Origin of the sequence: Streptomyces sulphureus DSM 40104, from assembly GCF_000381025.1 — a bacterium.
Classification (GTDB): domain Bacteria; phylum Actinomycetota; class Actinomycetes; order Streptomycetales; family Streptomycetaceae; genus Streptomyces; species Streptomyces sulphureus.
Genome location: NZ_KB905824.1, coordinates 31,816 through 57,664 on the forward strand (window position 1 = coordinate 31,816; position 25,849 = coordinate 57,664).

The window sequence follows — 25,849 nt, forward strand, 5'->3', positions numbered from 1 at the left end:
CGAAAGAGGATGCCTCGGAGGCGGGCGACCATCGAAATGAGCTGGTGACAAGGGCGGTTGAGGCGATTGCTCTCCGCCCGGGGTCTGTCCTTTCCGCTCCTTCTCGTGCGGAACTTCTTGCGTTGTGCGCCGCCGACCAAGGGCGACGTTGCGGGAAATCTTCTCCCTGGCGCTGGCAGGCGCACTCTCAAGCAACACACCAGTCCCTGCTGCCCTGCCCCGCGCACGCCGACGACCACCGGGTTTTCGGGACGCCGCCGAATTCTCCAGACGCGGGGGCTCACGTGCCGGCAACTCGCCTACGCCCCTTGCGGTAGCGGCCGGCGTTCCATGGCGGCCCCGGGGCCACCCCAAGCACGCCGCGTTCTCCGCGAGGAGGAGCCTCCGGTGCGTTGCCGTGACGTCCCCGGCTCGTGGCTTGCTCTCGGCCCGCGGGTCGGAGCTCCAACGCGCCGAGCAATCACGGGTGTTGTCCCGGGGGCGCTCCAGCGCCCCTACCCCTCGGGTCCCTCCCCACCAAGCGGCACGCTCGGCCGAGCGGACGCTCCCTCCGCGCGCCCCCGCTCGCGCCCGCGTGCCGGGGCGCCCGGTGAGGCGACGCGGGGATCGGGGCGTTCCTCGGCCGGGGCTGCGCTCGGTGTACGCGTCGTTTCCTCCCGCGCGTTGGGCACGGAAGCGTCGGGGCGCACCTCGGGCCGCCCGTCGGGCGCCGGGGAAACAGCCCCCGCGTGCGTGTTGGACGGCAGCGCATCGGAAGGGGAGCGCGGCGCCGGGGTTCGGGGGACGTCGCCGGTGTCCGGAGGGACGACCCGGGGTGGGGCGCCCGTGCCGGCGGCGCGCTCCAACGCGCTGGTGAGCAGGGCGAGATCGGTGGGTCCGTTGCCCAGCTCGCGGACCTGGCGGCGGGTCGGCGGGTCGCCGGCTCGGGCCCAGTCGACGGGGACGACGGTGGGCCGCATCGTGGCCGTACGGGGGATGCGTCCGGTGACGCGGGCCGACTGGAAGGCTGCCGCCTCCTGCGGCCCGCGGAGGGTGCCGCGCCCGCGCGGGGCGCCTCCCTCCTCCCCGCTCAACTCGGCGAGGAGGGACGCCGCTCGCACGGCCGTCGTCTCGGCGGCGCGGGTCGAACGCCCCGTCGTGAGGACGAGGTGGACGCCGAGTTCCGCGCCGCCGCGCGCGACGGCCTCCAGCGCCCTGACGACCGAACCCGCCGCCGGGCGGCCGGGGTTGCCGAGCGCCGGCTCGACGAGCGTGTCGAAGTCGTCGACGAGCACGGCGAGCCGGGGCAGTGCGGGCGGGGCGTCGGCGGTGGATGGCGCGGTGTGCCGGGACGGTTCGGCACCGGGATGGGGTGCGGGGCCGCTCGCGCCCGCGCGGCCCGCGGAGGTGCGGGAAGCGGAGCCGGTGTACTGCTCCCAGGTGCGTGCACCGTAGGAGTCGAGGACTTCGGCGCGGCGCTTCAGCTCCGCACCGAGCGACTGCGCGAACTCCCGCATGGCGACCGGCTCCGAGCCGTTCATCTGGCCCCGGACATGCGGGAGTTGGCCGCACGGGGCGAGCCCGCCGCGCTCGTCGCCCGGCTGGGCCGCGCCGTCGACGAGGAGCAGCCCGAGGCGCTCGGGCGGTTCGCCCGCGGCGAGCGAGGCGGCGAGCGACCGCAGCAGCTCCGACCTGCCCGAGCCGGCAGGCCCCCGCACCACGGCCGTCCCGCCGAGCGAGGCGAGGTCGGCCTGGAGCGGGCCGCGCAGCCCCGCGCCGAAGAGGAGCGGTACGCCGGCGGGGGAGTCGGCGCGCGCGGCCCAACGCGCGCGCAGTGCCGCGGGGGTGGCACGCGACAGCCCCAACTCGTCGAGCAGGCGGCAGGTGTGGGGGAGCGGGGAGGTGGGCGCGGTGCGCGGGTCGTCTTCCGGCTCGCGCAGTGGGGCGAGGGCGCGCGCGAACCGCTCGGCCCAGGCGGACGAGACGGCGTCGACGGTGGCGACGGGGCCGAGCGGCTGCGGTTCGCCCTCCGGAGCCGCACCCTCGGGCACGCGGACGAGGCGTACCGCGGTGGCCACGTCCCCGCTGAGGACGGCGAAGATCCGGAGCGCCCGGAAGGCGGGGGAGGAGGCGAGCGCGGCGCGGACCGTCGCCGCGACGGGTGAGGCGGGGGTCGCGGGGGGTGTCTCCGCGAGGCAGAGGACGTGGACGCCGGCGCTCGGACCCTCGACGGAGAGCCTCGCCACGGCTTCGCGGAGGGTCGCCGTGCCCGGGTCGCCGTCGACGACGAGGAGCGTGCGCTCCTCCGGCGTCCCGCGGGCCGACTCCAGGCGGTGGAGCAGCTCGTCGGCGCGGGCCTCCGCCTGCTCGCGGTCGAGCGCGAGGAGGAGGCCGCAGTCCTGGCCGCGGCGCGGGTGGAGGTGCGGCAGCCAGCCGAGCCAGGACCACTCGGCGGCGCGCTCGGCGGCCGGACGTGTGCGGTCGGCCGCGAGGAGCACCACCTCCAGGCGCGAAGGACCGTGCGCGGCGGCGAGCTGGGCGAGCACGGAGCGGGCGAGCCCGGCGAGCCGGGACCGCGGCCCCGCGAGGCCGAGTGCGCCGTGCTCCCCCAAGTCGGTGGCGAGGACGCGCGCGCCGCGGCCCGGCGCGGCCGGGTGCGCGGTGCCGAGGCGGGCCGCGAGCGCGCCGGCGCGCGGCGGCTCGCCCTCCCACAACTGCGGCCCGGGGCCGAGCGCGCCGAGGAGTACGGCGGCCGGATCGGGGAGCGCCGGCTCCGGTTCGGGCGGCTCGGCAGGGGGCGGCTCGGGGGAGGCGGGCTGCCGGCCCTCGTCACTCCGGGGGCCGGCGAACCGCCGCGCCCAGGCGACGGGGCCGCGGGCCCTGCGGCCTTCTCCTCCCTGCAAGGGGAGGGAAAGCGGAGCGAGCCCGGAGCCGTGCGTCCCGCCGTCGTCCGGCGGGGCGGGCGGAGGGGGTGGTGCGCTCTCCGTGCGCCCTTCGGCCGTGGGCTCGTCCGACGCGGTGAGGCGGAGCCTCCCTTCGCCGTCCCGGACGGTGGCACGGGACGGACCCGGCGGCCCCGGAAGCGGGCCCGCCGCTTCGAGGCGGAGCGCCGACTCCCCGATGCGCAGCACGGAGCCCGGCTTGAACAGGACGGGACCGGGCGCGACCCGGAGGCCGTCGACGCTGGTGCCGTTGGTGGAGTCGAGGTCGGTGACGGTGACCGTGCCGCCCTCGGTGACGGTGACCGCGCAGTGGAGGCGGGAGACGTCGGGGTCGTCGAGCGGGACGTCGGCCTCCGCCGAGCGGCCGAGCCGTACCCGGCCGCCCTGGAGGAGGTGGATGCCGCCCGCGTCGGGCCCCGCGACGACGTGGAGGCGGGCCTTCGCGGTGTCGAAGGCGGTGTCGGAGGAGGCGTCGGGGACGGGGCCGTGGAGCGCGAGCACGGCGCCGTCGAGGAGGGGCGGCTCGCCCAACGGGTGCTGTGCGTCGAGGCGTTCGGAGCCGGCGTAGACCGCGGGCGCTTCCTGCGAGCCCCCTGAGCCGGAGGCGCTCCGCCCCCCTCGCCCCGAGGGGCTGCTGCCGATGGCACCGCCGGAGGCGGCCGAGGCGACGGCGGAGCCGAGCGCGCTCACCACAGCGGAGAGCGGGGTGCCGCCGGGCGCGGTGACCAGGACGTCGGCTCGCGGCGAAGCCGTCCCCTCGGTGCCCGCGCCCGGCTGCCTCGACGCGGGGGCCCCGGGGCCGCCCGCGCGCGGCCCGAGGGTGACGGTCAGCCGGATCTGCATCGGTCCCTCCAGGTCCCCTCCGCAAGGTGTGCCGGACAGGCCGGCGCACAGGGCACGTTAGCGCGGTTGCTTCTGCTGCCGGACGAATAATCGCACCTGCCACCGACATCGGTGTACCTGCGGAACCGCCAAGTGATCATGAATCTCGCACCTGTTCGGTTCCGGAGACGAGTGCGCCGGCGAGTGAGACGCCTCACTCGCCCCTCCCTCCCCGGCGAAACCGCACCTCACACAGGAAGTCGCCGCCCACGTACGGTATTTACGACCTGCCCGGCTTCCCCTCCCGTGTACGGGATCACCCCTTCCGGGCCGTCGCCCAACCGGAATCCGACCGGAATCCGACCGGGACCTGCGCAACACGTTCACGCCCCGTACACCGGGAGGGCCGTCCGAACGCGCCGCCGGTGTACCTCGGCCGTCGAGGGGCGCCGGGGCGGCCGAGCCAGGACACACGGTGGGGCTCCGACCGTGCGGTCGGAGCCCCACCGGCGACGCGGGTCTACCAGCCGTGTTCGGTGAGCACGGTGCCCGCGAGATAGCCGTGCAGACCGGCGGCCGGGTACTCGATGACGTCCCCGGGCAGGTCGTGCACCGACTGCCAACGCAGGTCGAGACACTTGTCGGGCTCGCGGTTGGTCGGCTCCCCTTGCCATTCGGTCGCGAGGAAGAAGACGCCGATGCGCTCGATCTCTTTCGACTGCCGGTGGTGCACGGTGTGCACCTGCCGTAGGTGGGCCGGATGGACGGTGACGCCCGTTTCTTCGTAGAGCTCGTGGGCGGCGCCGGCGGTGAGCGGTTCGCCGGCGTCGAGTTTGCCGCTTGGCAGGTGCCAGCGGCCGTATCCGTAGGGGCCGCCGCGTTGCGACATGAGGATCTTCTCGCCGTCGCGGAGGATCACGTGCGTGTCGACGACGGGGGTTGCGAGGGCCATGGGGTCACCGTGTGCTTGTCGGGGCTCGTGTTGCCTCCGACGCTAGCGGGGTGAGGATCCAGCGAGGCCAGGATGTGCGCGGCAGCCTCCCGGGGTGTGGCCGTTTCGGCGTTCACGCTGACGACCCGTACGCCATCCGTTCGAGAACACCGGCTGCGTGTGCGTAGAGCTCGATGCTGTCGGCCCAGCCGAGCAGCACAACGTCGGGGCGCGGGGCGTCCGGCGCAGTCTCGACTAGGGGAGCCCGGAGGAGATATCCCGTGGTCGGCGCCGGGGCGAGCAGACCGGCGTACCGGCGTGCGGTGTGGCGGGCCCAACGGGCAGCGAGGCGCGGCGTCATGGCGCGGTGGGTGGCGAGAACGACCTCGTACGAGTCGGTGAGATCTTGCGCGATGGCTTCGCACCGATAGGCAAATCGGCGGGTCACCGTGGCACCTCCGCGGCGGGGCGTAATTGGTGGCGGATAGGGGCGCTCTTGGGCCCCGCCCGCCGACCGCTAAGTTCCTTCGGCCGGCGGGCGGGGAAGCGGGCCGCCCGGGGGAGTCACGGGGGAGACTCGACCCCGAACGACCCTGTCTCAGGGGCGAACCGCCTCGGCGGCTCGTATCCAACGCGCCGAGGCGGCGACGCTCGCAGCCGCGAAGTACAGCCGGTTCGCCTTGACCGACGCGGTGATGTACTCGTTCACCTCGGCGCCGTTCGCTGCGGTCGACAGCGGGTCGAGGCCGACGGCGAGCAGCACGTACCCGATCTCGGTGATCACCCGCCCCCAGTTCCCGGCGCGGGTGGTGAGGACATGCGGGGTGCCGTCGAGACGCAGCAGCACGACACCGTTGTGCACGGCGATCCGCTCACCCGCGTCGGGCAACGTGGCGTGAGCGGGCGCCGTGCCGAGGGCTCGCGCTATGCCGAGCATGCGGGACTCGATTACGGCTGCGGTGTCCGTGTCCCGGCGCGGCCTCGGATGCGTGATCAGCATGGGGGCGAACCCGTGATCGTTGATCCGGTCCACCCACGGCCGTACTGACAGGGACGCGATCACGCCCGAAGTCGGTGCAGTCGGGGTGAGTTGCTGGGCGCTCGTCACTTCGCGATCACCTCGGCCCACACGATCTTTCCGAACGCCACGTCGTCAACGCCCCAGTGGCACAGCCCGTCGAGGATCACCAACCCGCGGCCGCGATCACGCTTGTGTGACTCGGGCCGCAGGTGCGGGCGTCGGCGCACCGGGTCGCGAACTTCAACTCGCGTGCGGCCGTGGCGGGTGTGCAGCTTGAGCGCAAGGGAGTCGCCGGGCTCGGTCCCGTAGCGAATGCTGTTGGTGACGAGCTCGCTCGTGACCAACACGATCGCGTCGATGTAGTCCTCCGACGCGGCCGGCTCACTCTGCATCACGTACTCGCGGGCGAACTGCCGTGCCTCACGGGCCGATTGCGGCTTGCCGGTTAGCACCAACTCTCGCGGCTGATCGGGCCTCGAAGTGAGTTGCCGCGCGCCCTGTTGTTCGTCGACCATGCGTGTCCTCCCGGTGACGGGTAGTGCGGTCACTCAACCCCGGGGCATGCTGTACGGGCCACGAACTATCCGCAGACTGCATACGGCGATTCGCGCAGCGCATAGCGGTGCGGCACTCCGGGTCCATGCCGCGTAGCAAGAGGGGGAGAAGAAATCCCGTGAATTGGTCCGCGCAATCGATCCGCGACGCTGCACGAGCAGGCGACTACGGCCGGGTGGTGAAACTCGCCCGGGCCGCGGCTGGCCTTTCGCAAGGGCAGCTCGGGGAAGCCTGCGGGATGAGTCAATCCGCGATTTCGCGCCTTGAGGGGAGGGGCACGAGGTCGTACGAAACGGCTCAACTATCACGGGTGGCGAGTCATCTTCAGATTCCCCCGCACCTCGTCGGCTTGGCCGACCACACAGCGGCGATCGTCGCGCGGAGGGATGGAAACGGAACCGATGTGGAACGGCGCAACTTCCTTGGTGGGGTCGCGGCGGTCGCCGCAGCGCCGGCGCTCTCCATGGCGCCCACGCAGCAAGCGCACGCAGTCGAGACCGGACAAGCGGCCACCCTTCGCGTGGCCACCACCGCATTCCGGCGCCTCGACGGCACAACGCCGTCGCGGCAACTCGTCGACACGGTGCTCTCGCATCTGAAACTGACGCAATCGATTGCGCAGGATGCCGAGGGCGAAGACGAGCGGGCGAGACTCGCGGCCGTCGGCAGCGAAATCGCCAGTCTCGCCGGGTGGTTGCACTGGGACATGGGCGACAACGGGTCGGCCCGCACCTGGTACGGCGCCTCGATCAAGGCTGCCCGGCGTGCGACCAACCCGCTACTTGCGGCGTACCAGTTGGGGAGTCTCGCGCAGTTCGAGGCGCACTCAGGGAACGCGGCGCAGGGGCTCAGCCTTGCCCGTTCCGCGCGCAAGCAGCTTGGGCTGAACATGCCCGCCATTGCCGACGCGTGGCTGTCCGGCGTCGAGGCCCTCGCCCACGCTGCGGGCGGTGCCGAGAGTTCTGCCGACGAGGCACTGCGAACAGCAGCTCGTCGAGCGAAGCAGATCGAACACGAGGACACGCCACCGTGGCCGTGGGTGTTCTCATTCACCGAGGCCAAGGTCGCCGCGACCCGCGTGTCGTGCGGCGCACGGCTTGGGCTGCCCCGCTGGATCGCCAGCGAGCAAGACTCGACCACCGCGGTCATGACCTCGGGGCATGACAAGCAACGGGCGTTGCTCCAACTCGACATGGCGTCGGGGTATCTCGCAGCCGGGCGCCTTGACGGTGCATTCACCGTGGCTGCACGGGCACTCGAAGTGGGGTTGCGCTACAAGTCGGGGCGCATCGTGGAACGGGCGCGAGCCGTGCGCCGCTCGTACTCCGGTCCCACGCCCCCTAAAGTCCTGCGCGACTTCGACGACCGCCTGCACGGCGTGTTCCTGTAACGGAGAGAGGTAAGGACTGTGCGTTTGGGGATCACCGGGCACCGTGGACTGTCCGCCCAGGTTGAGCGGACGGTGCGCAAAGCCCTTGACGAAGAGCTGCGGAAGTACGACCCGGCCGAGCTACTCGGGGTGTCGTGCATTGCGGACGGGCCCGATGCATGGTTCGCCGAGGCGGTGCTCGACCGCGGCGGCCGGATCGAGGTCGTCGTGCCCGCCGAGCAGTATCGCGAAGGTCTACCCGAGTCGCACCACCCGACGTACGACAAGCTGCTCGCGCGGGCGGCTGAAGCGCACCACACCGGCATGCGCGAATCGACGTCACAGGCTCACCAGGCGGGGAGCGAAATTCTCGTCGGCCTGGTCGACCGGCTTGTCGCGGTGTGGGACGGGAAGCCGGCCCGCGGGTACGGCGGGACGGCGGACGTCGTCGCCTACGCACGGCGTACGGGCGTGCCCGTCGATGTGGTGTGGCCCGAGGGAGCCACCCGCGACTAGCCACTGCCCGCAGACACGACGAAAGCGCCCCTGCCCGGGTGAGGAAAGTAGGAAGCTTCCGCCCACGTACGGTATTTACGACCTGCCCGGCTTCCCCTCCCGTGTACGGGTCACCCCTTCCGGGCCGTCGCCCGACCGCAATCCGACCGGAATCCGACCGGGACCTGCGCAACACATTCACGCCCGGTACACCGGGAGGGCCGTCCGAACCGGAGAGGAGTGGACGCGCGGCGAACGGGCACCCGCCCGGGACACCGCGGTCCGCGCCACGCGCAACCGGAACCGGACGTGCGGCGTCTTCCAGGGAGTTTCCCCTCCCGGCGGGCGCGGACGGCAGGGCGGAGCGGGACTACGGGGAGCAGGTGCCCGCCTGCGGCCCGCCGCGAGCGGGCGGCACGGCACTATGGTGGGCAGGATGCAGTACGAGACCAGGGAGCGCATGACGTGCGGCCGGTAGGCAGCAAGTACCTGCTAGAAGAGCCGCTCGGACGCGGCGCGACAGGCACCGTGTGGCGCGCCCGCCAGCGGGAGACGGCGGGCGCCGAGGCGGCGGTCGCCGGGCACCCGGGCGAGGCCGTGGCGATCAAGGTCCTCAAGGAGGAGCTCGCCAACGACGCGGATGTGGTGATGCGCTTCCTGCGGGAGCGCTCCGTGCTCCTGCGGCTCACCCACCGCAACATCGTCCGCACGCGGGACCTCGTCGTCGAGGGCGACCTGCTCGCGCTGGTGATGGACCTGGTCGAAGGCCCCGACCTCCACCAGTACCTGAGGCAGAACGGCCCGTTCACGCCGATCGCCGCCGCGCTCGTCACCGCGCAAATCGCCGACGCGCTCGCCGCCAGCCACGCGGACGGCGTCGTACACCGCGACCTGAAGCCGGCGAACGTCCTCCTCTCCGAGGGAGAGGAGGGCATGCACCCGATGCTCACCGACTTCGGTATCGCACGCCTCGCCGACTCCCCCGGGCTCACCCGCACCCAGGAGTTCGTCGGCACCCCCGCCTACGTCGCCCCCGAATCGGCCGAAGGACGCCCGCAGACCTCGGCCGTCGACATCTACGGCGCCGGCATCCTCCTCTACGAACTCCTCACGGGCCAGCCCCCGTTCGGCGGCGGCAGCGCACTGGAGGTGCTCCAGCGCCACCTCGCCGAGGAGCCGCAGCGCCCCCCGCAGGTGCCCGACCCGCTGTGGACGGTGGTGGAGCGCTGCCTGCGCAAGAACCCCGACGAGCGCCCGAGCGCCGTCAACCTCGCGCGTGGACTGCGCACGGTCGCCTCCGGCATCGCGCCGGGGGCCACCCCCGAGCAGCAGACGGCCGCGATGGGCGTCGGCGCCCTCCTCGCCCCCGACCCGCAGCCGGCCGAGGTGCCGGGGAGCGGCACGGGACAGCAGCGGACGAGCGACGCGGACCCGACGCAGTCCCTCCCGTACGGCGCAGCAGGAGCGGCGCTCGGCGGCGCCGCACTCGGCGGTGCCGCGGGCGCGGCGGCCGCCAACTCGGCGGCGGGCGGCGACCCGGAGGCGGCGACCAGCGCCATGCAGCAGACCCCGGGGGCCGGCGGCAACGCGGACCCCACGCAGGTCATGCCGCCTGTCCCCGGCGGGCAGCAGGCCCAGCACGGGCAGCCGCCGCCGGAGCCGGAGGGTCCGCACCCCTGGGAGAGCCAACTGCGCGCCGCGCGCGACCGGAACGAGCAGACGCAGGTCCGCCCGATGGACCCGGCCGAGGACCCGCTCCGCCGCCCCCCGCAGCGCCGCCCCGCGCCCCCGCCCCAACAGCCCCAGCAGGCACAGCAGTACGGGCAGCCGTACGGTCAACAGCAGCCCTACGGCCAGCAGTACGGCGGTCCCCCGCCGCCCCCGCCGCAGCAGCAGCGTCCGCGTCGGGAGCCGCAGCCGCCCCGCGAGCCGAAGCCTCCGCGCGAGCGCCGCCGCAGTGCCAACCCGATGCACATCCCCGGCCTCGGCTGCCTCAAGGGCTGCCTCTTCGTGCTCGTGATCCTCGCCGTGATCTGCTTCCTCGTGTGGAACTTCACGCCGGCGCCCGAGTGGTGGGCCGAGGGCAGGAGCTTCTGGGAGTCGGTGAAGGACTTCTTCGGCCGCGTCGGCGACCTCTTCGACAACATCGGCTGACGCCGCCCGCCGTGCCCGCGGACCCGCGGGCACGGCGGGCGGTCGCCCACGCAGGAGATTTGTCGATTCCCCGCGGGCGTTTTCCGGCACAGAAGCGACGGTTACCGGCATCCAGCGGGCCCAACCCCCGCCTCGCCGCGTAGTTTTGTCGCCATGGCACGGAAGATCGGCAGTCGCTACACCGCTCACCGCGTCCTGGGCCGCGGCAGCGCCGGTACGGTCTGGCTCGGCGAGGGCCCCGAGGGGGCCGTGGCCGTCAAAATCCTCCGTGAGGACCTCGCAGGGGACGAGGATCTCGCCGAGCGCTTCGTGCAGGAGCGCAGCGCCCTCCTCTCCCTCGACCATCCGCGGATCGTCGGCGTCCGCGACCTCGTCGTCGACGGCAGCGACCTCGCGCTCGTCATGGAGCTGGTGCGCGGCACCGACCTGCGCACCCGTCTCGACCACGAGCGCCGGCTCGTCCCCCAGGCCGCCGCCGCGATCGCCGCCGACGTCGCGGAGGGCCTCGCCGCCGCGCACTCAGCCGGGCTCGTCCACCGCGACGTCAAGCCGGAGAACGTCCTCCTCGACGCCGTGGCGCCGCCCGGGCCGTCGGGCGCACCGCCCGCGCTCCTCACCGACTTCGGCGTCGCGAAGCTCATCGACTCGCCCCGCCGCACCCGCGCCACCTCGATCATCGGCACCCCCGACTACCTCGCGCCCGAACTCGTCGAGGGCCTGCCGCCGCGCGCCTCCGTCGACATCTACGCGCTCGCGACCGTCCTCTACGAACTCCTCTCCGGTTTCACGCCGTTCGGCGGCGGCCACCCGGGCGCCGTCCTCCGCCGCCACGTCACGGAGACGGTCGCGCCGCTGCCCGGCATCCCCGAGGAGCTGTGGCGTCTGATCCACCAGTGCCTCGCCAAGGCGCCGGCCTCCCGGCTGAGGGCCGCCGAACTCGCCGCCGGGCTCCGCGAGATGCTGCCGGAGCTCGAAGGCGTCCCGCCGCTCGACATCGACGAGCACCCGGAGGACCTCGTCGACGAGGGGCCGCCGACCGCCGCCTACCCCGCGGAGCCGCCGCCGACCGAGGCGGGCACGCCGCCGCGGGGCGCCGTCCCGCTCGTCCACGCCGGCGCAGGGCCCGACTCCAACCGGGACACCCACACGAGCATGCGCGTCCCCGGAGCGGAGGAACTCGCTGGCGGCGCGCACGGCACGGCCCGCAACCCGCGTGCGACGGGGGAGCCGCGCGCCGGCTCGGCCCGCCACCGGCTGGCGGAGCGCAGGCGCCGGCTGCGGCTGGGCGCGGTCGGCGTGCTGGTGGCTGCTGCCCTGGGCATCGGCGGCTGGCTCGCGCTCTCCGACGACTCCACCGGGTCGCAGCGGGCACCCGCCGCCGGGTACGGCTCCACGGAGTGAGCCGGGTGGTGACGAAGGCCACGCGCGCGGTCGTGCGGGGGCGCGCGGGCATCGCGGGGCCGTACGCCCCGGTCGCGGGGGAACGGGAAGCGGAGCCAGCCGTTAGGGTGGATGCGTGGCAGTCGTCGATGTTTCCGAAGCTCTGAAGTCCCTCTCCTCCACGATGGAGTCGATCGAGGCCGTCCTCGACCTGGACGCGCTGCGCGCCGACATCACGGCGCTGGAGGAGCAGGCCGCCTCGCCCGATCTCTGGGACGACGTCGACAACGCACAGCGCGTGACGAGTCGGCTCTCCTATCTCCAGGGCCAGTTGCGGAAGGTCGAGGAGCTGCGCGGCAGGATCGAGGACCTGGAGGTCCTCTTCGAGCTCGCCGCGAGCGAGGACGACGCGGACACCCGCGCCGAGGCCGAGACCGAACTCGACTCCGTCCGCAAGGCGGTGGACGAGATGGAGGTCCGCACCCTCCTCTCCGGCGAGTACGACCCGCGCGAGGCGATGGTGAGCATCCGCGCCGAGGCCGGCGGCGTCGACGCCGCCGACTTCGCCGACCAGCTCATGCGGATGTACCTGCGCTGGGCGGAGCGCAAAGGCTACGCGACGGAGACCTACGACATCTCCTACGCGGAGGAGGCCGGCATCAAGTCCGCCACCTTCGCGGTGAAGACCCCGTACGCGTACGGCACCCTCTCCGTCGAGCAGGGCACCCACCGCATGGTGCGCATCTCGCCCTTCGACAACCAGGGGCGGAGGCAGACGTCGTTCGCGGGCGTCGAGGTGATGCCGGTCGTCGAGCAGACCGACCACATCGACATCCCGGAGAACGAGCTGCGGATCGACGTCTTCCGCTCCTCGGGGCCCGGTGGCCAGTCGGTGAACACCACCGACTCCGCGGTCCGGATGACCCACATCCCGACCGGCATCGTCGTCTCCTGCCAGAACGAGAAGTCGCAGATCCAGAACCGCGCGGCCGCCATGCGCGTCATGCAGGCCCGGCTCCTCGCACACCGTCGCGAGGAGGAGCAGAAGAAGATGGACGCGCTCAAGGGCGACGGCGGCAACTCCTGGGGCAACCAGATGCGTTCGTACGTCCTCCAGCCGTACCAGATGGTCAAGGACCTGCGGACCGAGCACGAGGTCGGCAATCCGCAGGGGGTCCTCGACGGCGACATCGACGGCTTCATCGAGGCCGGCATCCGCTGGCGCAAGCAGCAGGAGCAGCAGGCCGCCGCCGAAGCCAAGGGCTGATCGCCGGACTGCCAACCCGGGCGCCGCCTCCGGGAATTGAGCGTTCCACTACCCAACTGCCCTTTCTGCGACGATATTTCCCGGGCTTCACTTGACGTCGCTGTGAAAACTGGGAAAGCTGTCGGCTCGGCATGCCTGTGTCAGGGGCATCAGGTGCGAGACGCCGTAGCTCCCCGCGTTTCCCCGCAGTTCGGTGGAGGTCGCCGCGCGCGACACCGCGCCGCCAGGCGCATTCCATCGCGGTCCCGGGGCGAGCAGGCACCTCCCAGCTCGCGGCAGGGGCGGGCGCTTCGACACCGCGGCCGCTGACGACGAAGTACAGCTACTGGGGGTAGTTGGAAGATGACCAATCCCAAGACGCGGCTGCGTGTGGCGCGGATCTCCGCCGCCGCCGTTTTCGCCGCAGGCGCCTCGCTCACCGCAGCGGGCGCGGCCCAGGCCGCCGGCCTGGACGGCAACAACGAGGTCTCCGCCCAGGGCGAGGACAGCGGGGGCTTCCTCGGCGGCCTCCTCGGCGGCGGCGGTGACGAAGGCCCCACGGCGGGCGTCACCGAGGGCGGCGACAACGGCGGCCCTGAGGGCGGCGACCAGTCCGGCGTCACCGAGGGCGGCAACGGCGACCCGGGTGAGAACGGTGACCCGGGTGAGAACGGTGACCCCGGTGAGAACGGTGACCCGGGCGAGAACGGTGACCCGGGCGAGAACGGTGACCCCGGTGAGAACGGTGACCCGGGCGAGAACGGCGACCCCGGTGAGAACGGCGACCCGGGCGAGAACGGCGGCGGCAACGGCGGCCCCGGGGGCGACGGCGGCTCCGACAACGGCGGCTCCGACAACGGCGGCGGCAACGGCGGCAACGGCGGCGGCGAGGAGCCGGCGACGATCGGCGGCTCCGGCGGTGGCGGCGACGACACCTGCGAGCTCGGCGACGCCAGCGTCGACTGCGGCGGCACCAACCCGGACAGCGCCGGCAGCCAGCCGGTGCAGGACTCCAAGCCCGAGAAGCCCCAGGAGGAGCTCGCCGACACCGGTGCGGCCGAGACCACCTTCCTCCTCGTCGGCGCGGCGACGATGATCGCCGGCGGCGTCGGCTTCCGCTTCCTGCCGCGGCTCCTCGGCCGCAACGGCGGCGCAGCAGCCTGAACGACCCGCGCCTGACGGGCACTTGCCCGTCGGCGCACCGAAGGGCCGGGGACGCGTTCCCCGGCCCTTCGGTCTGTCGCGCGACGGTTGCTCGGGTCGGTTCGGCCGCCCCGTGCACACCCGCAGCCGTAACGGGCCCCGCTCGCGCCCCGCCGCGGAGCGCAACCGATCAGGCCGTGGCCACCCGCTGGGCGACGAGCGCGACGGCGACGAGGGCCGCGAAGAGCCCGAGGAGGGCGGCGGGGGAGAGCGCAGCGAGCGGGTTGTCCCGGTGGAGGCGCTCGCGGTGGGCACGGCAGACGTGGCAGCGCCCCTCGCTGACCGGGCCCGCGCAGTTGGCACACACCAGTCGGTCGCACGTCATGCGGTACTCCTCTCCCAGCGGCGCTTCCGGGGCGACGGCCTCCGGCGGCGCCTGTCCCCGCAGACGCATGGCGCGGCCCACCGGTTCCGCAAGTGCGGCGGCCCCGGTGGCGGCGGGGGTCCTTCTCCCTACTCTGCCACCCGCGCAGCGCGGCCGCCGAGGCAGCCGACCGAGCGCACTACCCGCCGGCCCGGTCCGTGGTCAACAGCCGTACGTGCGGAGGGCGTCCCGGGGTGCTCCGGTCTGCTGCGAGGGCTGCCGTTTTGTGCCCATTGGCACCGTGAAGAAACCCACCAACACACCGTCCCGACTGCAAGGCACTCGGGGGTTCGCGTATGGTCGCCACACCGACGGGGAGCCGCACCGCGGCTTCCGCTGCCCCTACCCAGGTCGACGTGGTGTATCCGTGATCCGATTCGACAGCGTCTCCAAGTCCTACCCGAAGCAGAACCGTCCCGCCCTCCGCGAGGTGTCGTTGGAGATCGTGCGCGGCGAGTTCGTCTTTCTGGTGGGCTCCTCAGGTTCAGGCAAGTCGACGTTCCTGAGGCTGATACTGCGGGAGGAGCGCGCGAGCCAGGGCCGGGTGCATGTGCTCGGCAAGGACCTCGCGCGGCTCTCCAACTGGAAGGTGCCGCAGATGCGGCGTCAACTCGGCACCGTCTTCCAGGATTTCAGGCTGCTGAGCAACAAGACCGTCGGCGAGAACGTGGCGTTCGCGTTGGAGGTCATCGGCAAGTCGCGCGGGCAGATCCGCAAGACGGTGCCTGAGGTGCTCGACCTGGTCGGCCTCGGGGGCAAGGGCGACCGGATGCCGGGCGAACTCTCCGGTGGTGAGCAGCAGCGCGTCGCCATCGCACGCGCCTTCGCCAACCGCCCGATGCTGCTCATCGCGGACGAGCCGACGGGCAACCTCGACCCGCAGACCTCCGTCGGCATCATGAAGCTGCTCGACCGCATCAACCGCACCGGCACCACGGTCGTCATGGCCACGCACGACCAGCAGATCGTCGACCAGATGCGCAAGCGCGTGGTCGAGCTGGAGATGGGACGGCTCGTACGCGACCAGACGCGCGGCGTCTACGGCTACCAGCACTGAGCGCCCACCGCGCCGTGCCAGCCGGGCGCAAGCGCCCTTCCGCTCCAGCCGCACTACCTGTCTGAAAGGACGCCATGCGCGCCCAGTTCGTACTGTCGGAGATCGGCGTCGGTCTCCGCCGCAATCTCACGATGACCTTCGCGGTGATCGTCTCGGTGGCCCTCTCGCTCGCGCTCGCGGGCGGTTCGCTGCTCGCTCGCGAGCAGGTGAACACCATGAAGGGGTACTGGTACGACAAGGTCCAGGTCTCGATCTACCTCTGCAACAAGAACGATGCCTCCTCCGACCCGAACTGCGCCAAGGGCGCCGTCACCGAGCCGCAGAAGAAGAAGATCAAGAGCGAGCTCGACGAGATGAACGTGGTGGACAAGGTCTACTACGAGTCCTCCGACGCCGCCTATAAGCACTACAAGGAGCAGTTCAAGGACTCGCCCCTCGCCGACTCCCTCACGCCCGACCAGATGCAGGAGTCCTACCGGGTCAAGCTCAACGACCCGACCAAGTACCAGGTCCTGCAGACGGCGTTCTCCGGCAGAGACGGCGTGCAGGAAGTGCAGGACCAGCGAAGTCTCCTGGAGAACCTCTTCAACCTCCTCAACGGCATGAACATCGCCGCGCTCTGCGTCATGGCGCTGATGCTCGTCGTTGCGCTGCTGCTGATCGTCAACACCGTGCGGGTGTCGGCGTTCAGCCGCCGGCGCGAGACGGGGATCATGAGACTCGTCGGTGCCTCCAGCTTCTACATCCAGATGCCGTTCATCCTGGAGGCCGCCATCGCGGGGCTGATTGGCGCGGGGCTCGCCTGTGTACTGCTGCTGGGCGCCAAGTACTTCCTCATCGACAGTTGGCTCGCCGAGAAGATCGTGCTGATCAACTTCATCGGCTGGGACGCGGTGATCAAGGTGTTGCCCTTCGTGGTGGCGGTCGGTGTGCTGATGCCGGCGATCGCCGCCTTCTTCACCCTGCGCAAGTACCTGCGCGTCTGACCGCCCCTCCGGCGTGGCCAACCTGCCCTGCCCCAGGGGGCGCTGTCCTAGACTCCGCACCATGTCGGGATCGTGGTGGTCCGCTCAGCGACGTCCGGCGCTCGTCGGCGCCCGTGGCGCTGCGCTGACGTTGGTCTTCGCCGGCGCGCTCGCCGCCGGCGCGGCGACGGGTTCCTGGGACGGCGGGCCGCTCCACCGGTCCGGCGGCCGCGCCGAGTTGCGTCCCGACGCGGCACTCGGCGCCGCCGAGCGCGCCGGGGACGCCGCCGCCTCGGCCCACCGGGGGCGCGCCCAACTCGCCGACGACGCGGAGGAGCTGGTCAGCCGCAGCGGCGACCGCTGGGCGACCGCGTACACGGCGCGCGAGTACGAGGGCGTCCAACAGGCCCTCGACGGCACCTACATCGGCGTCGGCCTCTCGGTGGCCCGGGAGCACGGGCGGGAGTCGGCAGCCGGGTCCCGGGTCGCCGGTGTCAAGCGGGGGAGTCCGGCGGCCGAGGCCGGTGTGCGGGAGGGTGACAGGCTCCTCACCGTGGGCGGCTCGACGGTGCGGGGCGTCCCCGTCACCGACGTGGTCGCGCTCCTGCGCGGCTCGGGCGGCGAGGGCCGCGCCGCGGCGGCGCCCGGGAGCGAGGTGGGTGTGCTGCTGGAGCGCGACGGGCGCAGATGGCGGGCCGCACTGGAGCGCACACGGCTGAGCACGCGAACGGTGACGGTCGACCGGCTCGACGACGGGACGGCCCGCGTCCGCGTCGCCGCCTTCACCCGCGGCTCGGGCGAGCAGGTGCGCGAGGCGGTCGCCGCGCAGCCCGAGGGCACCGGCGTCCTCCTCGACCTGCGCGGCAACTCGGGCGGCCTCGTGGAGGAGGCCGTCGACGCGGCGGGCGCCTTCCTCGACGGCGGCCTCGTCGCGACGTACGACGCGGGGGACGGCCAGCGGGCGCTCTACGCGGAGCACGGCGGGGACGGCCGCCGTCCGGTCGCGGTGCTCGTCGACGGCGGGACGATGAGCGCGGGCGAGCTGCTCGCAGGGGCGCTCCAGGACCGCGGCCGCGCGGTGATCGTCGGCGCACGCACCTTCGGCAAGGGGGCGGTCCAGATTCCGCGGCAGCTCCCCGACGGTTCCGTCGCCGAGCTCACGGTCGGTCACTACACGACGCCGGGTGGCCGTCGGGTGGAGGGCACGGGGATCGTGCCCGACCTCCCTGTGGAGGCGGGGGCCGTCGAGCGTGCACGCAGAGTATTGGGTGGCCTCGGTACGGGGGCGTAGTGGAACAATGGCGGGGCTATGGCAAAGAAGGCGAGCAAGAAGAAGCAGGCCAAGGACACGGCCCCGGAGCGCAAGCTCGTCGCGCAGAACAAGAAGGCGCGGCACGACTACAACATCCTCGACACCTACGAGTGCGGCCTCGTGCTCACGGGCACCGAGGTCAAGTCCCTGCGTGAGGGGCGCGCCTCCCTGGTGGACGGCTTCGCCCAGATCGACCGCGGCGAGGTCTGGCTCCACAACGTGCACATCCCGGAGTACACCCAGGGCACATGGACCAACCACGCAGCGCGACGAAAGCGGAAGCTGCTCCTTCATCGAGCGGAGATCGACAAGCTCGTGGGGAAGCTCCAGGAGACGGGGTACACGCTCGTCCCGCTCCAGCTCTACTTCCGCAAGGGACGGGCGAAGGTCGAGATCGCCCTGGCCAGGGGCAAGAAGGAGTACGACAAGCGGCAGGCGCTCCGCGAGAAGCAGGACCGCAGGGACGCGGACCGTGCGATCTCGGCGGCACGGCGCAGGCAGCGGGCCGCCGCGCTGTGACGCGGCGGGAATGCGAGGGAGCCCGGATGCGTTGAACAGGATGCGGGCCGACGGCTAAGCGTTGGCACCGGCGCCGCACCGTCGCTTATGATGGGCGACGCAGCGTCCGAGAGGGCGCGGAGTTTCTCAACTCAACATGGGGATGATCGGTTTCGACAGCGGATGTCGAAGCAGGGGAAGCGAGCCGAGGAACGCGGCAATGATCTCGTTAACCATGTGCCGCAAAAAAATAATCGCCAACCAAAAGCGCGATTCCTTCGCCCTCGCTGCCTAAGCAGCGAGCGTGAAGTGTCAGCCCGGGTGCGTTCCCGACCCGGTTCCTGGCATCAGCTAGGGAACTCACCGCGTAGGTCCGGTCACGGGGCCTACCGGGACACCACACAGTGACTGAGCCCACGGAGACTCGTCCGCAAGAGCTCCAGGGCTGAGAAAAGCTCCCTGTGCAAGCAGGGGTTACGCGGACTGCGCTCGGAGAAGCCCTCCTTCCGCTCCGTTGGACGCGGGTTCGATTCCCGCCATCTCCACCGATCCCATGTGGGCAGGGCCCCCGTTCCGCTACGGCGGACGGGGGCCCTGTCGCGTGTCGGGGCGGCTGCGGCGCGGCGGTCAACTCCCCTACGGGCTCCGGGAGGTTGGCTCCGCCGCTCTGTGCCGGGCGCGTAACGGTTGCCGGACGACGGGCGCGCTCGCTCCGGCCGGCGTGCTGTGATGGAGGCCATGCATGCCAAGCCCGCGCCCGACTGCCTGCCAGCGAAGCTGTACCTCCTCGCCTGCGACACCAAGCGCCGCAGACTGCGGAGCGTCAACGTGCTGGGGTACGTCCTGCGCGCCGGCATCCTCACCGAACTCCAGCACCGCGGATGCCTGGAGGACCGGGACGGGCGGGCCGCCCCCGTCGGGGACGTGCGCACCGGGGACCCGATGCTCGACTGGGTGCTGCGGGAACTCGTCTCCATGCGTCCGCGGAAATGGGAGAAGCTCATCAAGCGTGACCGCACGCGCACGCTCCAGGCCGTGGAACGGCAGTTGGAGGCTGCGGGCGTGATCGAGGTGGAGCGGCGCGACTGGCTCAGCGACCGGGTCTCGGTGCTGAAGCCCGGCATGGTGGAGGAGCTGCGCTCGGAGGCGTCCCTCCCGCTCCTCGACCACTCGCAGCCCGCTCCCCAGGTGCCCCGGCAGCAGGCCGCGCTCTCCGTCATGGTGGCGGTCGGGCGGGTGCCCGGGGTCTTCACCGTGCGTCAACGCCGGCGCAACCGGAAGCGGTTGAACGAGCTGGCCGGGCACTCGGGCGAGACGCCCGAAGCGTTGAAAACGGCACTGCTCGACCGGTTCGACGAGACGGGCGAGCGGTTCGCCCCCTGGGACCGTCTCTTCAGGGCGGGGAGTGACGTGGCGGATTGAGTGGCCGGTTCGGGGCGCTGACGCCGGGCGCACGGCGCCTACCCTTCGGGGAACGGCGCTGCGCGGAAGGGAGCCCGGAATGCCGCACGCCCCGGAGGACTCGGCGCCCGAGCCGCTCGGGCCCGACTCGCTCACCTGGAAGTACTTCGGCGACTGGCGCGGGGTGCTCCTCGCGCCCTGGGCCGGAGCCATGCAGAACATGCACCCGCGGCTCGGCGCGGGCGTCGCGGAGCACTCGCGCTTCTTCGAGGAGCGCTGGCAGCGGCTCTTCCGCTCGCTCTATCCGATCGGCGGCGTCGTCTACGACGGACCGCGCGCCGCCGAGACGGCCCGACAGGTGCGCGGCTACCACCGCACCGTCCGCGGGACCGACGCGCAGGGGCGGCCGTACCACGCGCTCGATCCCGAGGTCTTCTACTGGGCGCACGCCACCTTCTTCGTCCTCACCCTCCTCGTCGCCGACCGCTTCGGCCCCGGGCTGACGCAGGCCGAGCGGCGGCAACTCTTCGACGAGCACGTGCAGTGGTGGCGGATGTACGGGATGACCACCCGTCCCGTGCCGCGTACCTGGGAGGATTTCTGCGCCTACTGGGACCGGATGGCCGCCGACGTCCTGGAGGACAACCGCGCGACCAGGGACGTCCTCGACCTCGGCGAACTCGCCAAGCCGCCGGTGCTGCGGCTGCTTCCCGACGCGGTGTGGCGGCTGGTGCGTCCGGCCGTCGCGCGGCCGATGCTCTGGTGCACCGTCGGTCTCTTCCCGCCGGCGGTGCGGAGGCGGCTCGGGTACGCGTGGACGGTCCGCGACGAGGCGCGGCTGCGCAGGTTCGGGCGCCTGGTGCACCTCGGTTGGCGCCTGGTGCCGCCGTCCCGGCGGTACCACCCGCGCGCACGCGCGGGCTGGGAGCGCGTGGCCGGGCGGCGCGCTCTCGGGGCGCCCGTTGTGGAGACGCCGCGGCGCAACCTTCCGCCGCCGGCCGAGCGGGGTTCGCCCACGCACTACTCGCCGCGGGTGTGAGCGGCGTCCCCAACTGGCCTTTCCGGCAAGCCCGTCGGTGGCTCGGATCGCCTGCGCAGTCGCCATGCCAGAGCGGCGGCGAGGAGCGCGGCGCACCAGGGCACGGCGTACGTGTGCCCGCCGTCCGCACGTTCGGCGGCCTGGCCGCCCGCTGCGGAGCCGGCCGCGATACCGCCCATGAGCGCGGTGACGGCGAGCGTCATGCCTTCGTTGAGGTGTGCCGCAGGGGTGCGCTCCTGGAGGAGCGTCATGCCCGTGACCATCGTCGGCGCCGTCGCCATGCCGGCGACGAGGAGGGAAGCGCCGAGGAGGACGAGGCCGCCGCCCGCCGCGGCGGTGACGAGCGGCAGCGCCAGCAGCGTCGCCATCGCGGCCGTGCAGGGGAGGAACCGTGCTGCGGCGGTGCCCGGCCAGTCGCGGGAGCCGAACGCGAGGCCCGCGAGCGCGGAGCCGGCGGCCTGGAGGGCGAGGACGGCGCCGCCCGCCGCCGGGTGCCCCTGCGCGTCGGCGAAGGCGAGCGTCACTACTTCGAGTGAGCCGAAGACGGCGCCGGCGGCGAGGAAGACGACCAGCAGCGACGGCATGCCGGGAAGACGCAACGGACTTGCCGCACGCAGCGACCGGGAGCGCGCCACCGGCGGTTCCGTGCTCCGCTGGGCCGTGAAGAGCACCATGCCCACGACCAGGAGGACGACGCCGGCGACGGTGCCGGCCTCGGGGAAGAGCCCGGTGCAGAGCGCCGCGGCGAGGACGGGACCCGCGGTGAAGCAGCCCTCGTCGAGGGCCTGTTCCAGGGAGTTCGCGGAGTGGCGGGCCGAGGCGTCGTGCCGGTACAGGTGGGCCCAGCGGGCGCGCGACATCCCACCGGTGTTGGGCGTGGTGGCCGTCGCCGCGTAGCAGGCGAAGAGCGTCCAGTCGGGGGCACCGCTGCGCAGCGAGGCGACGAGCGCGAGGGAGCCGCAGGCGGCGAGGAGCGTCGCGGGCAGGGCGACACGAGACTGCCCGTGCCGGTCGACGAGGCGCGCGACGAGCGGGGCGACGAGCGCCGTCGCGGCGAGTCCGGCAGCGACCACCGCTCCGGCGAGCGCGTACGAGCCGCGCCGCTCGGCGATCATCAGGACGGCGCTGACGCTGAACATCCCCATGGGCAGGCGGGCGAGCAGGTTGCCGAGGGTGAAGGCGACGGTTCCCCGGACGGTGAAGAGGCGCGCGTACGGGCCGGTGCGGCGGGGAGTACGGGATCGGCGGTGCGGCTGGGCGATGAGCAGCGTGTGGCCGCTCAGCCAGGGCAAGTGGCCGCGGGCAGACGGGGGTTGGGCCCGTCGGTAGCTGGGGCCCGGAGTGTGGAAGGGCATACGTGCACGGTCCACGGCTGCTGGCTGCGGCGTCCAACACCTGTTGCGGAGTGATTCACCGGGTTGTGTTGTTAGCCTCCTCGGATGCCTGCCGACCTGCCGCCCCGGGTGCTCCGCTGCTTCCTCGCAGTCGCTGAGGAGCTGCACTTCACCCGTGCCGCCGCTCGTATCCCCGTGGCGCAGCAGGCGTTGAGCCGGGACATCGCGCTGCTGGAGCGCCGGTTGGGCGCTGCGGTCTTCCATCGGACCACGCGGCGTGTGGAGTTGACCGCCGCGGGTGCGCGGTTGCTGCCGCTTGCACGTCGCGTCGTCGAGGCGCAGCGGGAGTTGGCGGAGGCGTTCGTGCCCGACGAGCGTCCGTACGTGGTCGACGTGGCCGCTCCCGTCTCGACCGGGCAGCAAGTGCTCGACGCGGCACGGGAGTCGGCGCCCGGCGTGGAGTTCGTGGCGCGGTACCACAGCGGGCTGGCGCGTGCCGCCGCCGAGATGGCGGACGGGCGCCTCGACGCCTCCTTCGGCCGGTTCGCGGGGCTGGACCGTGCGTCACGCGCCGGACTCGGGCACGTCCTGGTCCGCTACGAACGCGTCTGCGTACTGCTCCCCGAGGACGACCCGCGAGCCCGACTGCCGGAGGTGCCGCTGCGGTTGCTGCGCGGGTCCGAGCTGTACGCGGGCGCGGGCAACCCGGAGACGGCGGAGTGGACCGACTACGCGGAGGCCCTCGTCGCCGGAACGGGGGTGGGCCTGCTGCCGCCGTTCCCGAAGATCGAGGGCGAGGCCGAGTTCGCCCGGCTCGTGCGCAAGCGTCGGTGGTCGGTGCTGGCGAGCGAGGTGTTCGTGGGCGTGCCCGGCATGGTGCTGCGGCCCCTGGTGGAGCCGTGCGCGCTCTCGCCCGTCTCGTTGGTGTACCGGCGGCGGGGGCATCCCGGGCTGGACGCCCTGGTGGAGGCGGCGCGTGCGTTGGGGGAGCGGGAAGGGTGGCGGGAGTGGCCCGTCGAGGGGTGGGTGCCCGAGGCGGATGCACGGGGGATTGCGGGGAGTTGAGAGTGGGGGACTGGCTTGTGTGACGGTGCCGGGTGGTCGCTGGGTGAACGGGTGTGTGTGGCTGTGGGTCGCGGTCGGGCGGGCGGGGGAGGCGTGGCTTGGCCACTCGTCGTCGTGCTGGCGGTGCTTTCCGGCGCGGCGGGGGTGAGGAGCGGCGGGATGCCGGTGCCGATGCCGGGGAACTGGCGGGTGCCCAGCGCCTCGGCTGGTCAGCGGGTCGTGCGGTGCGCCACGGCCCGGTTGGCGCGCGCTGCGACCATCAGGCCGGGGCTCAACCGCGCTGCGTGCGCGGCGGGTTGGCGGTCCTCGGCGAGGCGGGTGGCGCCGCCGATTTAGTGGTCGTGCAGGTGCGAGGGGTGGGGACGTTCGTCGCCGGTTCGTCCGTCCGGTCGTCGCAAGGGGCTCCCCGGTGTTCGCGGGGCTCGGTCAGGATTTCACCCCGACGCCCGCCCAGACGGCGGCCTCGGCGCGGCCGACCGTACCGGGAAGCTGGGGCACGCCGACGCGTGCGAGCGTGGGTCGCCACTCGTGGGTCGCGACGAGCCCGGGTGCGACCAATTCGAGGGCGGGGCTGGAGTGTTCGAAGAATGCCTGCGTCTCCGCCCGGATGCGGAGGGCGAGTTCGATGCCTTGTGCGCGGCAGACCTCGGCGAGGCGGCGCATCGTCGGCGGGTCGAAGTCCTCGGTGCCGTGCGAGACGGCGAGCGTGCTTCCGGGCGGGAGGCGGTCCATGAGGTGCGCGACGAGGCGGTGCGGCTCGTCGGCGTCGGTGATGAAGTGCAGCAGGGCGATGAGGGACAGGGCCACGGGTTCGCCGAAGTCCAGCGTGGCGGCGGCGCGTTCGAGGATGCGGTCCGGGTCGCGCACGTCGGCGTCGACGTATGCCGTGCGACCCGCGTCGTTGCCGGTGAGGAGCGCCCGGGCGTGCGTGAGGACGATCGGGTCGTTGTCGACGTAGACGACGCGCGCGTCGGGGCGGTGCGCCTGCGCGACCTGGTGGAGGTTGGGCTCGGTGGGGACGCCCGTGCCGATGTCGAGGAACTGCCGGATGCCGTGCTCCTGGACCGCCCAACGCGTCGCGCGGTGCATGAAGTTGCGGTTCTGGCGCGCGGCGACGATCGCGTCGGGGAACGCCTCGATAGCGGCGCCCGCGCCCCGCCGGTCCGCCGGGTAGTTGGTCTTGCCGCCGAGGATGTAGTCGTAGAGCCTCGCCGGGTGGGCGCGCTTGACGCCGAGCCTGTCCTGCGCTGCGTTGTTCAACCGGTGACTCCCGAGGTGGCGGGGACGGGCGAGGTGGTGCGGGGGCAGCGGCCGACGCGCCACCGGTGCGTGCCGCTCCTTCGCGAAGTGCAGTGTGTGCGCTTCGAGTTGGCGGCCAGCGTCAGCGTCGCTCATGTCGGCGGCGAGAGGGTCGGTGCGCTGCCGGCGTGCGCGTGTCGGCGTGGTCGGCGCGCATCTCCGCCGCGCACTGCTGGGTGATGCGGCGGAGGCCGGGTTCGGCGCCGTCCTACGTTGCCGCGCTCGGCGCGGCAACAAGCGGCGGGGGGCGTGGAGTTGCGGACCGGGTGGGCGGTGGCGATGCCGGGGTGGGCGTCGACAGCCTCGACGGCTGCCGACCGGTTGCCCGGGCGCGCCCGGCCGCTCAGCGGGTCCCGCTCGTCGAGGGGTGCCATACGCGTCTCCAGGTGGCCGCGGCGGATGTCGGCCCCGGCACGTGAGGAGCCTGCCTGTGGTGTGCTCCTCGCCGGTGCCGCGACGGCTGCGACGTCCCCAACTCGACGGTCACGCTCAGGACTTGATGCCGACACCGGCCCAGACGCCGACCTCCGCCGCGCTCACCATCCCGGCGAGCCGCGGCTTCTGGTCGATCTCCAACTCGGTGCGCCACTCGTGGCTCGGGGTGAGCCCCGGGTCGGCTATCTCGGTCCCAGCCTGGTGGAAGAACCGTTCCGTTGTGGCCTTGTCGCGGAGTGCGAGCGTCATCCCCCGCGAGCGGTAGACGCGGCCGAGCTCGCGCATCGTGCCCGTGGTGGCGTCCTCGGGGTCGAAGTCCTCGGTGGCGTGCGAGAGGATCAGCGCGCTTCCCGGCGCCATGGCGTCGAGGAGGCGCTGGGTGAGGCCGTGCGGGTCGGCGTCGTCGCCGACGAAGTGGAAGAGTGCGACGACGGAGAGGCAGGCCGGTTCGCTCAAGTCCAGGGTTTTGTCGGCCTGTTCGAGGATGCGGTCCGGCTCGCGCACGTCTGCGTCGATGTAGTCGGTGCGGCCCTCGCGGGTGCCGGTGAGGAGGGCGCGTGCGTAGGTGAGGACGATGGGGTCGTTGTCGGTGTAGACGACGCGGGCGTCCGGCGCGAACTGCTGCGCGACCTGGTGGAGGTTGGGCTCGGTGGGGATGCCGGTGCCGATGTCGACGAACTGCCGGATGCCGTGCTGCTCGACGACGTACCGGACGGCGCGGTGCATGAAGCCGCGGTTCTCGCGGGCGGCGACCATCGCGTTCGGGTTGGCACCGAGAACCTCGGCGGCGGTCTCCCGGTCGGCGGGGTAGTTGGTCTTGCCACCGAGGTAGAAGTCGTAGAGGCGCGCGGGGTGGGCTCGCTTGACGCCGAGCCGGTCCTCGTCGCCGCCGTTGGTGGCCATCATGTCCTCCGAAGACTCCTGAAACCTCTGATCGTTGAGCAGCGCGGCCGACTCTACGCGCCCCCACGCGCGCTGTACCC

Annotated in this window: 22 protein-coding genes and 1 other RNA gene; 14 read left to right on the plus strand and 9 right to left on the minus strand. The window is 72.7% G+C overall.

Annotated features, from left to right (window positions below):
- Nucleotides 1–494 precede the first annotated feature (494 nt).
- The 5 genes from F603_RS33010 to F603_RS0126430 form a co-directional block, all read right to left on the minus strand.
- Nucleotides 495–3,764, minus strand: a complete 3,270-nt coding sequence (locus F603_RS33010; protein WP_019548949.1) for an FHA domain-containing protein — start codon at nt 3,762–3,764, stop codon at nt 495–497.
- A gap of 499 nt (nt 3,765–4,263) precedes the next feature.
- On the minus strand, nt 4,264–4,695 hold the full coding sequence (locus F603_RS0126415; protein WP_019548950.1) for an NUDIX hydrolase: 432 nt from the start codon (nt 4,693–4,695) through the stop codon (nt 4,264–4,266).
- Between the two features lie 112 nt (nt 4,696–4,807).
- A complete protein-coding gene (locus F603_RS33015; protein ID WP_019548951.1) occupies nt 4,808–5,122 on the minus strand; it encodes a hypothetical protein in 315 nt (104 codons plus the stop codon).
- 150 nt (nt 5,123–5,272) lie between these two features.
- A complete protein-coding gene (locus F603_RS0126425) occupies nt 5,273–5,782 on the minus strand; it encodes a hypothetical protein (RefSeq protein ID WP_019548952.1) in 510 nt (169 codons plus the stop codon).
- Nucleotides 5,779–6,210, minus strand: coding sequence for an ATP-binding protein (locus tag F603_RS0126430; protein WP_019548953.1), 432 nt, complete (start codon nt 6,208–6,210; stop codon nt 5,779–5,781). The genes F603_RS0126425 and F603_RS0126430 overlap by 4 nt, the downstream gene beginning before the upstream one ends.
- Nucleotides 6,211–6,335: 125 nt before the next feature.
- On the opposite strand from F603_RS0126430, the gene F603_RS33020 reads away from it, so the two are divergent.
- The 6 genes from F603_RS33020 to F603_RS0126465 all read left to right on the plus strand — a co-directional run bounded on the left by F603_RS33020 (nt 6,336) and on the right by F603_RS0126465 (nt 14,058).
- Entirely contained in the window at nt 6,336–7,640 is a 1,305-nt protein-coding gene (locus F603_RS33020) for an NsdA family TPR-like regulatory protein (RefSeq protein ID WP_106431410.1), read from the plus strand.
- Between the two features lie 18 nt (nt 7,641–7,658).
- Nucleotides 7,659–8,135 carry a hypothetical protein gene (locus F603_RS0126440; RefSeq protein ID WP_026328730.1) on the plus strand — a complete coding sequence of 159 codons (477 nt, stop codon included), beginning with the start codon at nt 7,659–7,661 and terminating at the stop codon, nt 8,133–8,135.
- A 444-nt stretch (nt 8,136–8,579) separates the two neighbouring features.
- Nucleotides 8,580–10,268 (plus strand): serine/threonine-protein kinase, encoded by a 1,689-nt coding sequence (locus F603_RS0126445; protein ID WP_019548956.1) that lies wholly within the window; start codon nt 8,580–8,582, stop codon nt 10,266–10,268.
- 153 nt (nt 10,269–10,421) lie between these two features.
- Nucleotides 10,422–11,669: a serine/threonine-protein kinase gene (locus F603_RS0126450; protein ID WP_019548957.1), complete on the plus strand. Its 1,248-nt coding sequence runs from the start codon at nt 10,422–10,424 to the stop codon at nt 11,667–11,669.
- Nucleotides 11,670–11,784: 115 nt separating this feature from the next.
- Nucleotides 11,785–12,915: a peptide chain release factor 2 gene (gene prfB / locus F603_RS0126460; RefSeq protein WP_026328731.1), complete on the plus strand. Its 1,131-nt coding sequence runs from the start codon at nt 11,785–11,787 to the stop codon at nt 12,913–12,915.
- A gap of 342 nt (nt 12,916–13,257) precedes the next feature.
- Nucleotides 13,258–14,058: a collagen-like protein gene (locus tag F603_RS0126465; RefSeq protein ID WP_019548959.1), complete on the plus strand. Its 801-nt coding sequence runs from the start codon at nt 13,258–13,260 to the stop codon at nt 14,056–14,058.
- Between the two features lie 169 nt (nt 14,059–14,227).
- On the opposite strand, the gene F603_RS0126470 is transcribed toward F603_RS0126465, so the two are convergent.
- Nucleotides 14,228–14,422 carry a hypothetical protein gene (locus tag F603_RS0126470; protein ID WP_026328732.1) on the minus strand — a complete coding sequence of 65 codons (195 nt, stop codon included), beginning with the start codon at nt 14,420–14,422 and terminating at the stop codon, nt 14,228–14,230.
- 406 nt (nt 14,423–14,828) lie between these two features.
- Here F603_RS0126470 and ftsE point away from each other — a divergent pair, with 406 nt between their 5' ends.
- The 7 genes from ftsE (at nt 14,829) to F603_RS0126500 (ending at nt 20,733) form a co-directional block, all read left to right on the plus strand.
- Entirely contained in the window at nt 14,829–15,518 is a 690-nt protein-coding gene (gene ftsE, locus F603_RS0126475) for a cell division ATP-binding protein FtsE (RefSeq protein ID WP_019548961.1), read from the plus strand.
- A 74-nt stretch (nt 15,519–15,592) separates the two neighbouring features.
- Nucleotides 15,593–16,504 carry a permease-like cell division protein FtsX gene (gene ftsX / locus F603_RS0126480; protein ID WP_019548962.1) on the plus strand — a complete coding sequence of 304 codons (912 nt, stop codon included), beginning with the start codon at nt 15,593–15,595 and terminating at the stop codon, nt 16,502–16,504.
- Between the two features lie 61 nt (nt 16,505–16,565).
- Entirely contained in the window at nt 16,566–17,774 is a 1,209-nt protein-coding gene (locus tag F603_RS0126485; RefSeq protein ID WP_026328733.1) for a S41 family peptidase, read from the plus strand.
- 18 nt (nt 17,775–17,792) lie between these two features.
- Nucleotides 17,793–18,314 (plus strand): SsrA-binding protein SmpB, encoded by a 522-nt coding sequence (gene smpB / locus F603_RS0126490; RefSeq protein WP_019548964.1) that lies wholly within the window; start codon nt 17,793–17,795, stop codon nt 18,312–18,314.
- A 138-nt stretch (nt 18,315–18,452) separates the two neighbouring features.
- Nucleotides 18,453–18,841, plus strand: a transfer-messenger RNA (tmRNA) gene (ssrA, locus tag F603_RS34370).
- 190 nt (nt 18,842–19,031) lie between these two features.
- Nucleotides 19,032–19,715, plus strand: coding sequence for a GOLPH3/VPS74 family protein (locus tag F603_RS0126495; protein WP_245600913.1), 684 nt, complete (start codon nt 19,032–19,034; stop codon nt 19,713–19,715).
- Nucleotides 19,716–19,794: 79 nt separating this feature from the next.
- On the plus strand, nt 19,795–20,733 hold the full coding sequence (locus tag F603_RS0126500; protein WP_019548966.1) for an oxygenase MpaB family protein: 939 nt from the start codon (nt 19,795–19,797) through the stop codon (nt 20,731–20,733).
- Here F603_RS0126500 and F603_RS0126505 read toward each other — a convergent pair.
- A complete protein-coding gene (locus tag F603_RS0126505) occupies nt 20,715–22,025 on the minus strand; it encodes an MFS transporter (RefSeq protein WP_019548967.1) in 1,311 nt (436 codons plus the stop codon). The genes F603_RS0126500 and F603_RS0126505 overlap by 19 nt on opposite strands.
- 147 nt (nt 22,026–22,172) lie before the next feature.
- Between F603_RS0126505 and F603_RS0126510 the strand changes: the two genes are divergently transcribed.
- The gene (locus tag F603_RS0126510; protein ID WP_019548968.1) at nt 22,173–23,132 is read left to right on the plus strand and encodes a LysR family transcriptional regulator; all 960 of its coding nucleotides are present in this window, start codon (nt 22,173–22,175) and stop codon (nt 23,130–23,132) included.
- A gap of 426 nt (nt 23,133–23,558) precedes the next feature.
- On the opposite strand, the gene F603_RS0126515 is transcribed toward F603_RS0126510, so the two are convergent.
- Nucleotides 23,559–24,527: an SAM-dependent methyltransferase gene (locus F603_RS0126515; RefSeq protein ID WP_019548969.1), complete on the minus strand. Its 969-nt coding sequence runs from the start codon at nt 24,525–24,527 to the stop codon at nt 23,559–23,561.
- A gap of 393 nt (nt 24,528–24,920) precedes the next feature.
- Nucleotides 24,921–25,772 (minus strand): SAM-dependent methyltransferase, encoded by an 852-nt coding sequence (locus F603_RS0126520; RefSeq protein ID WP_019548970.1) that lies wholly within the window; start codon nt 25,770–25,772, stop codon nt 24,921–24,923.
- Between the last annotated feature and the right edge of the window lie 77 nt (nt 25,773–25,849).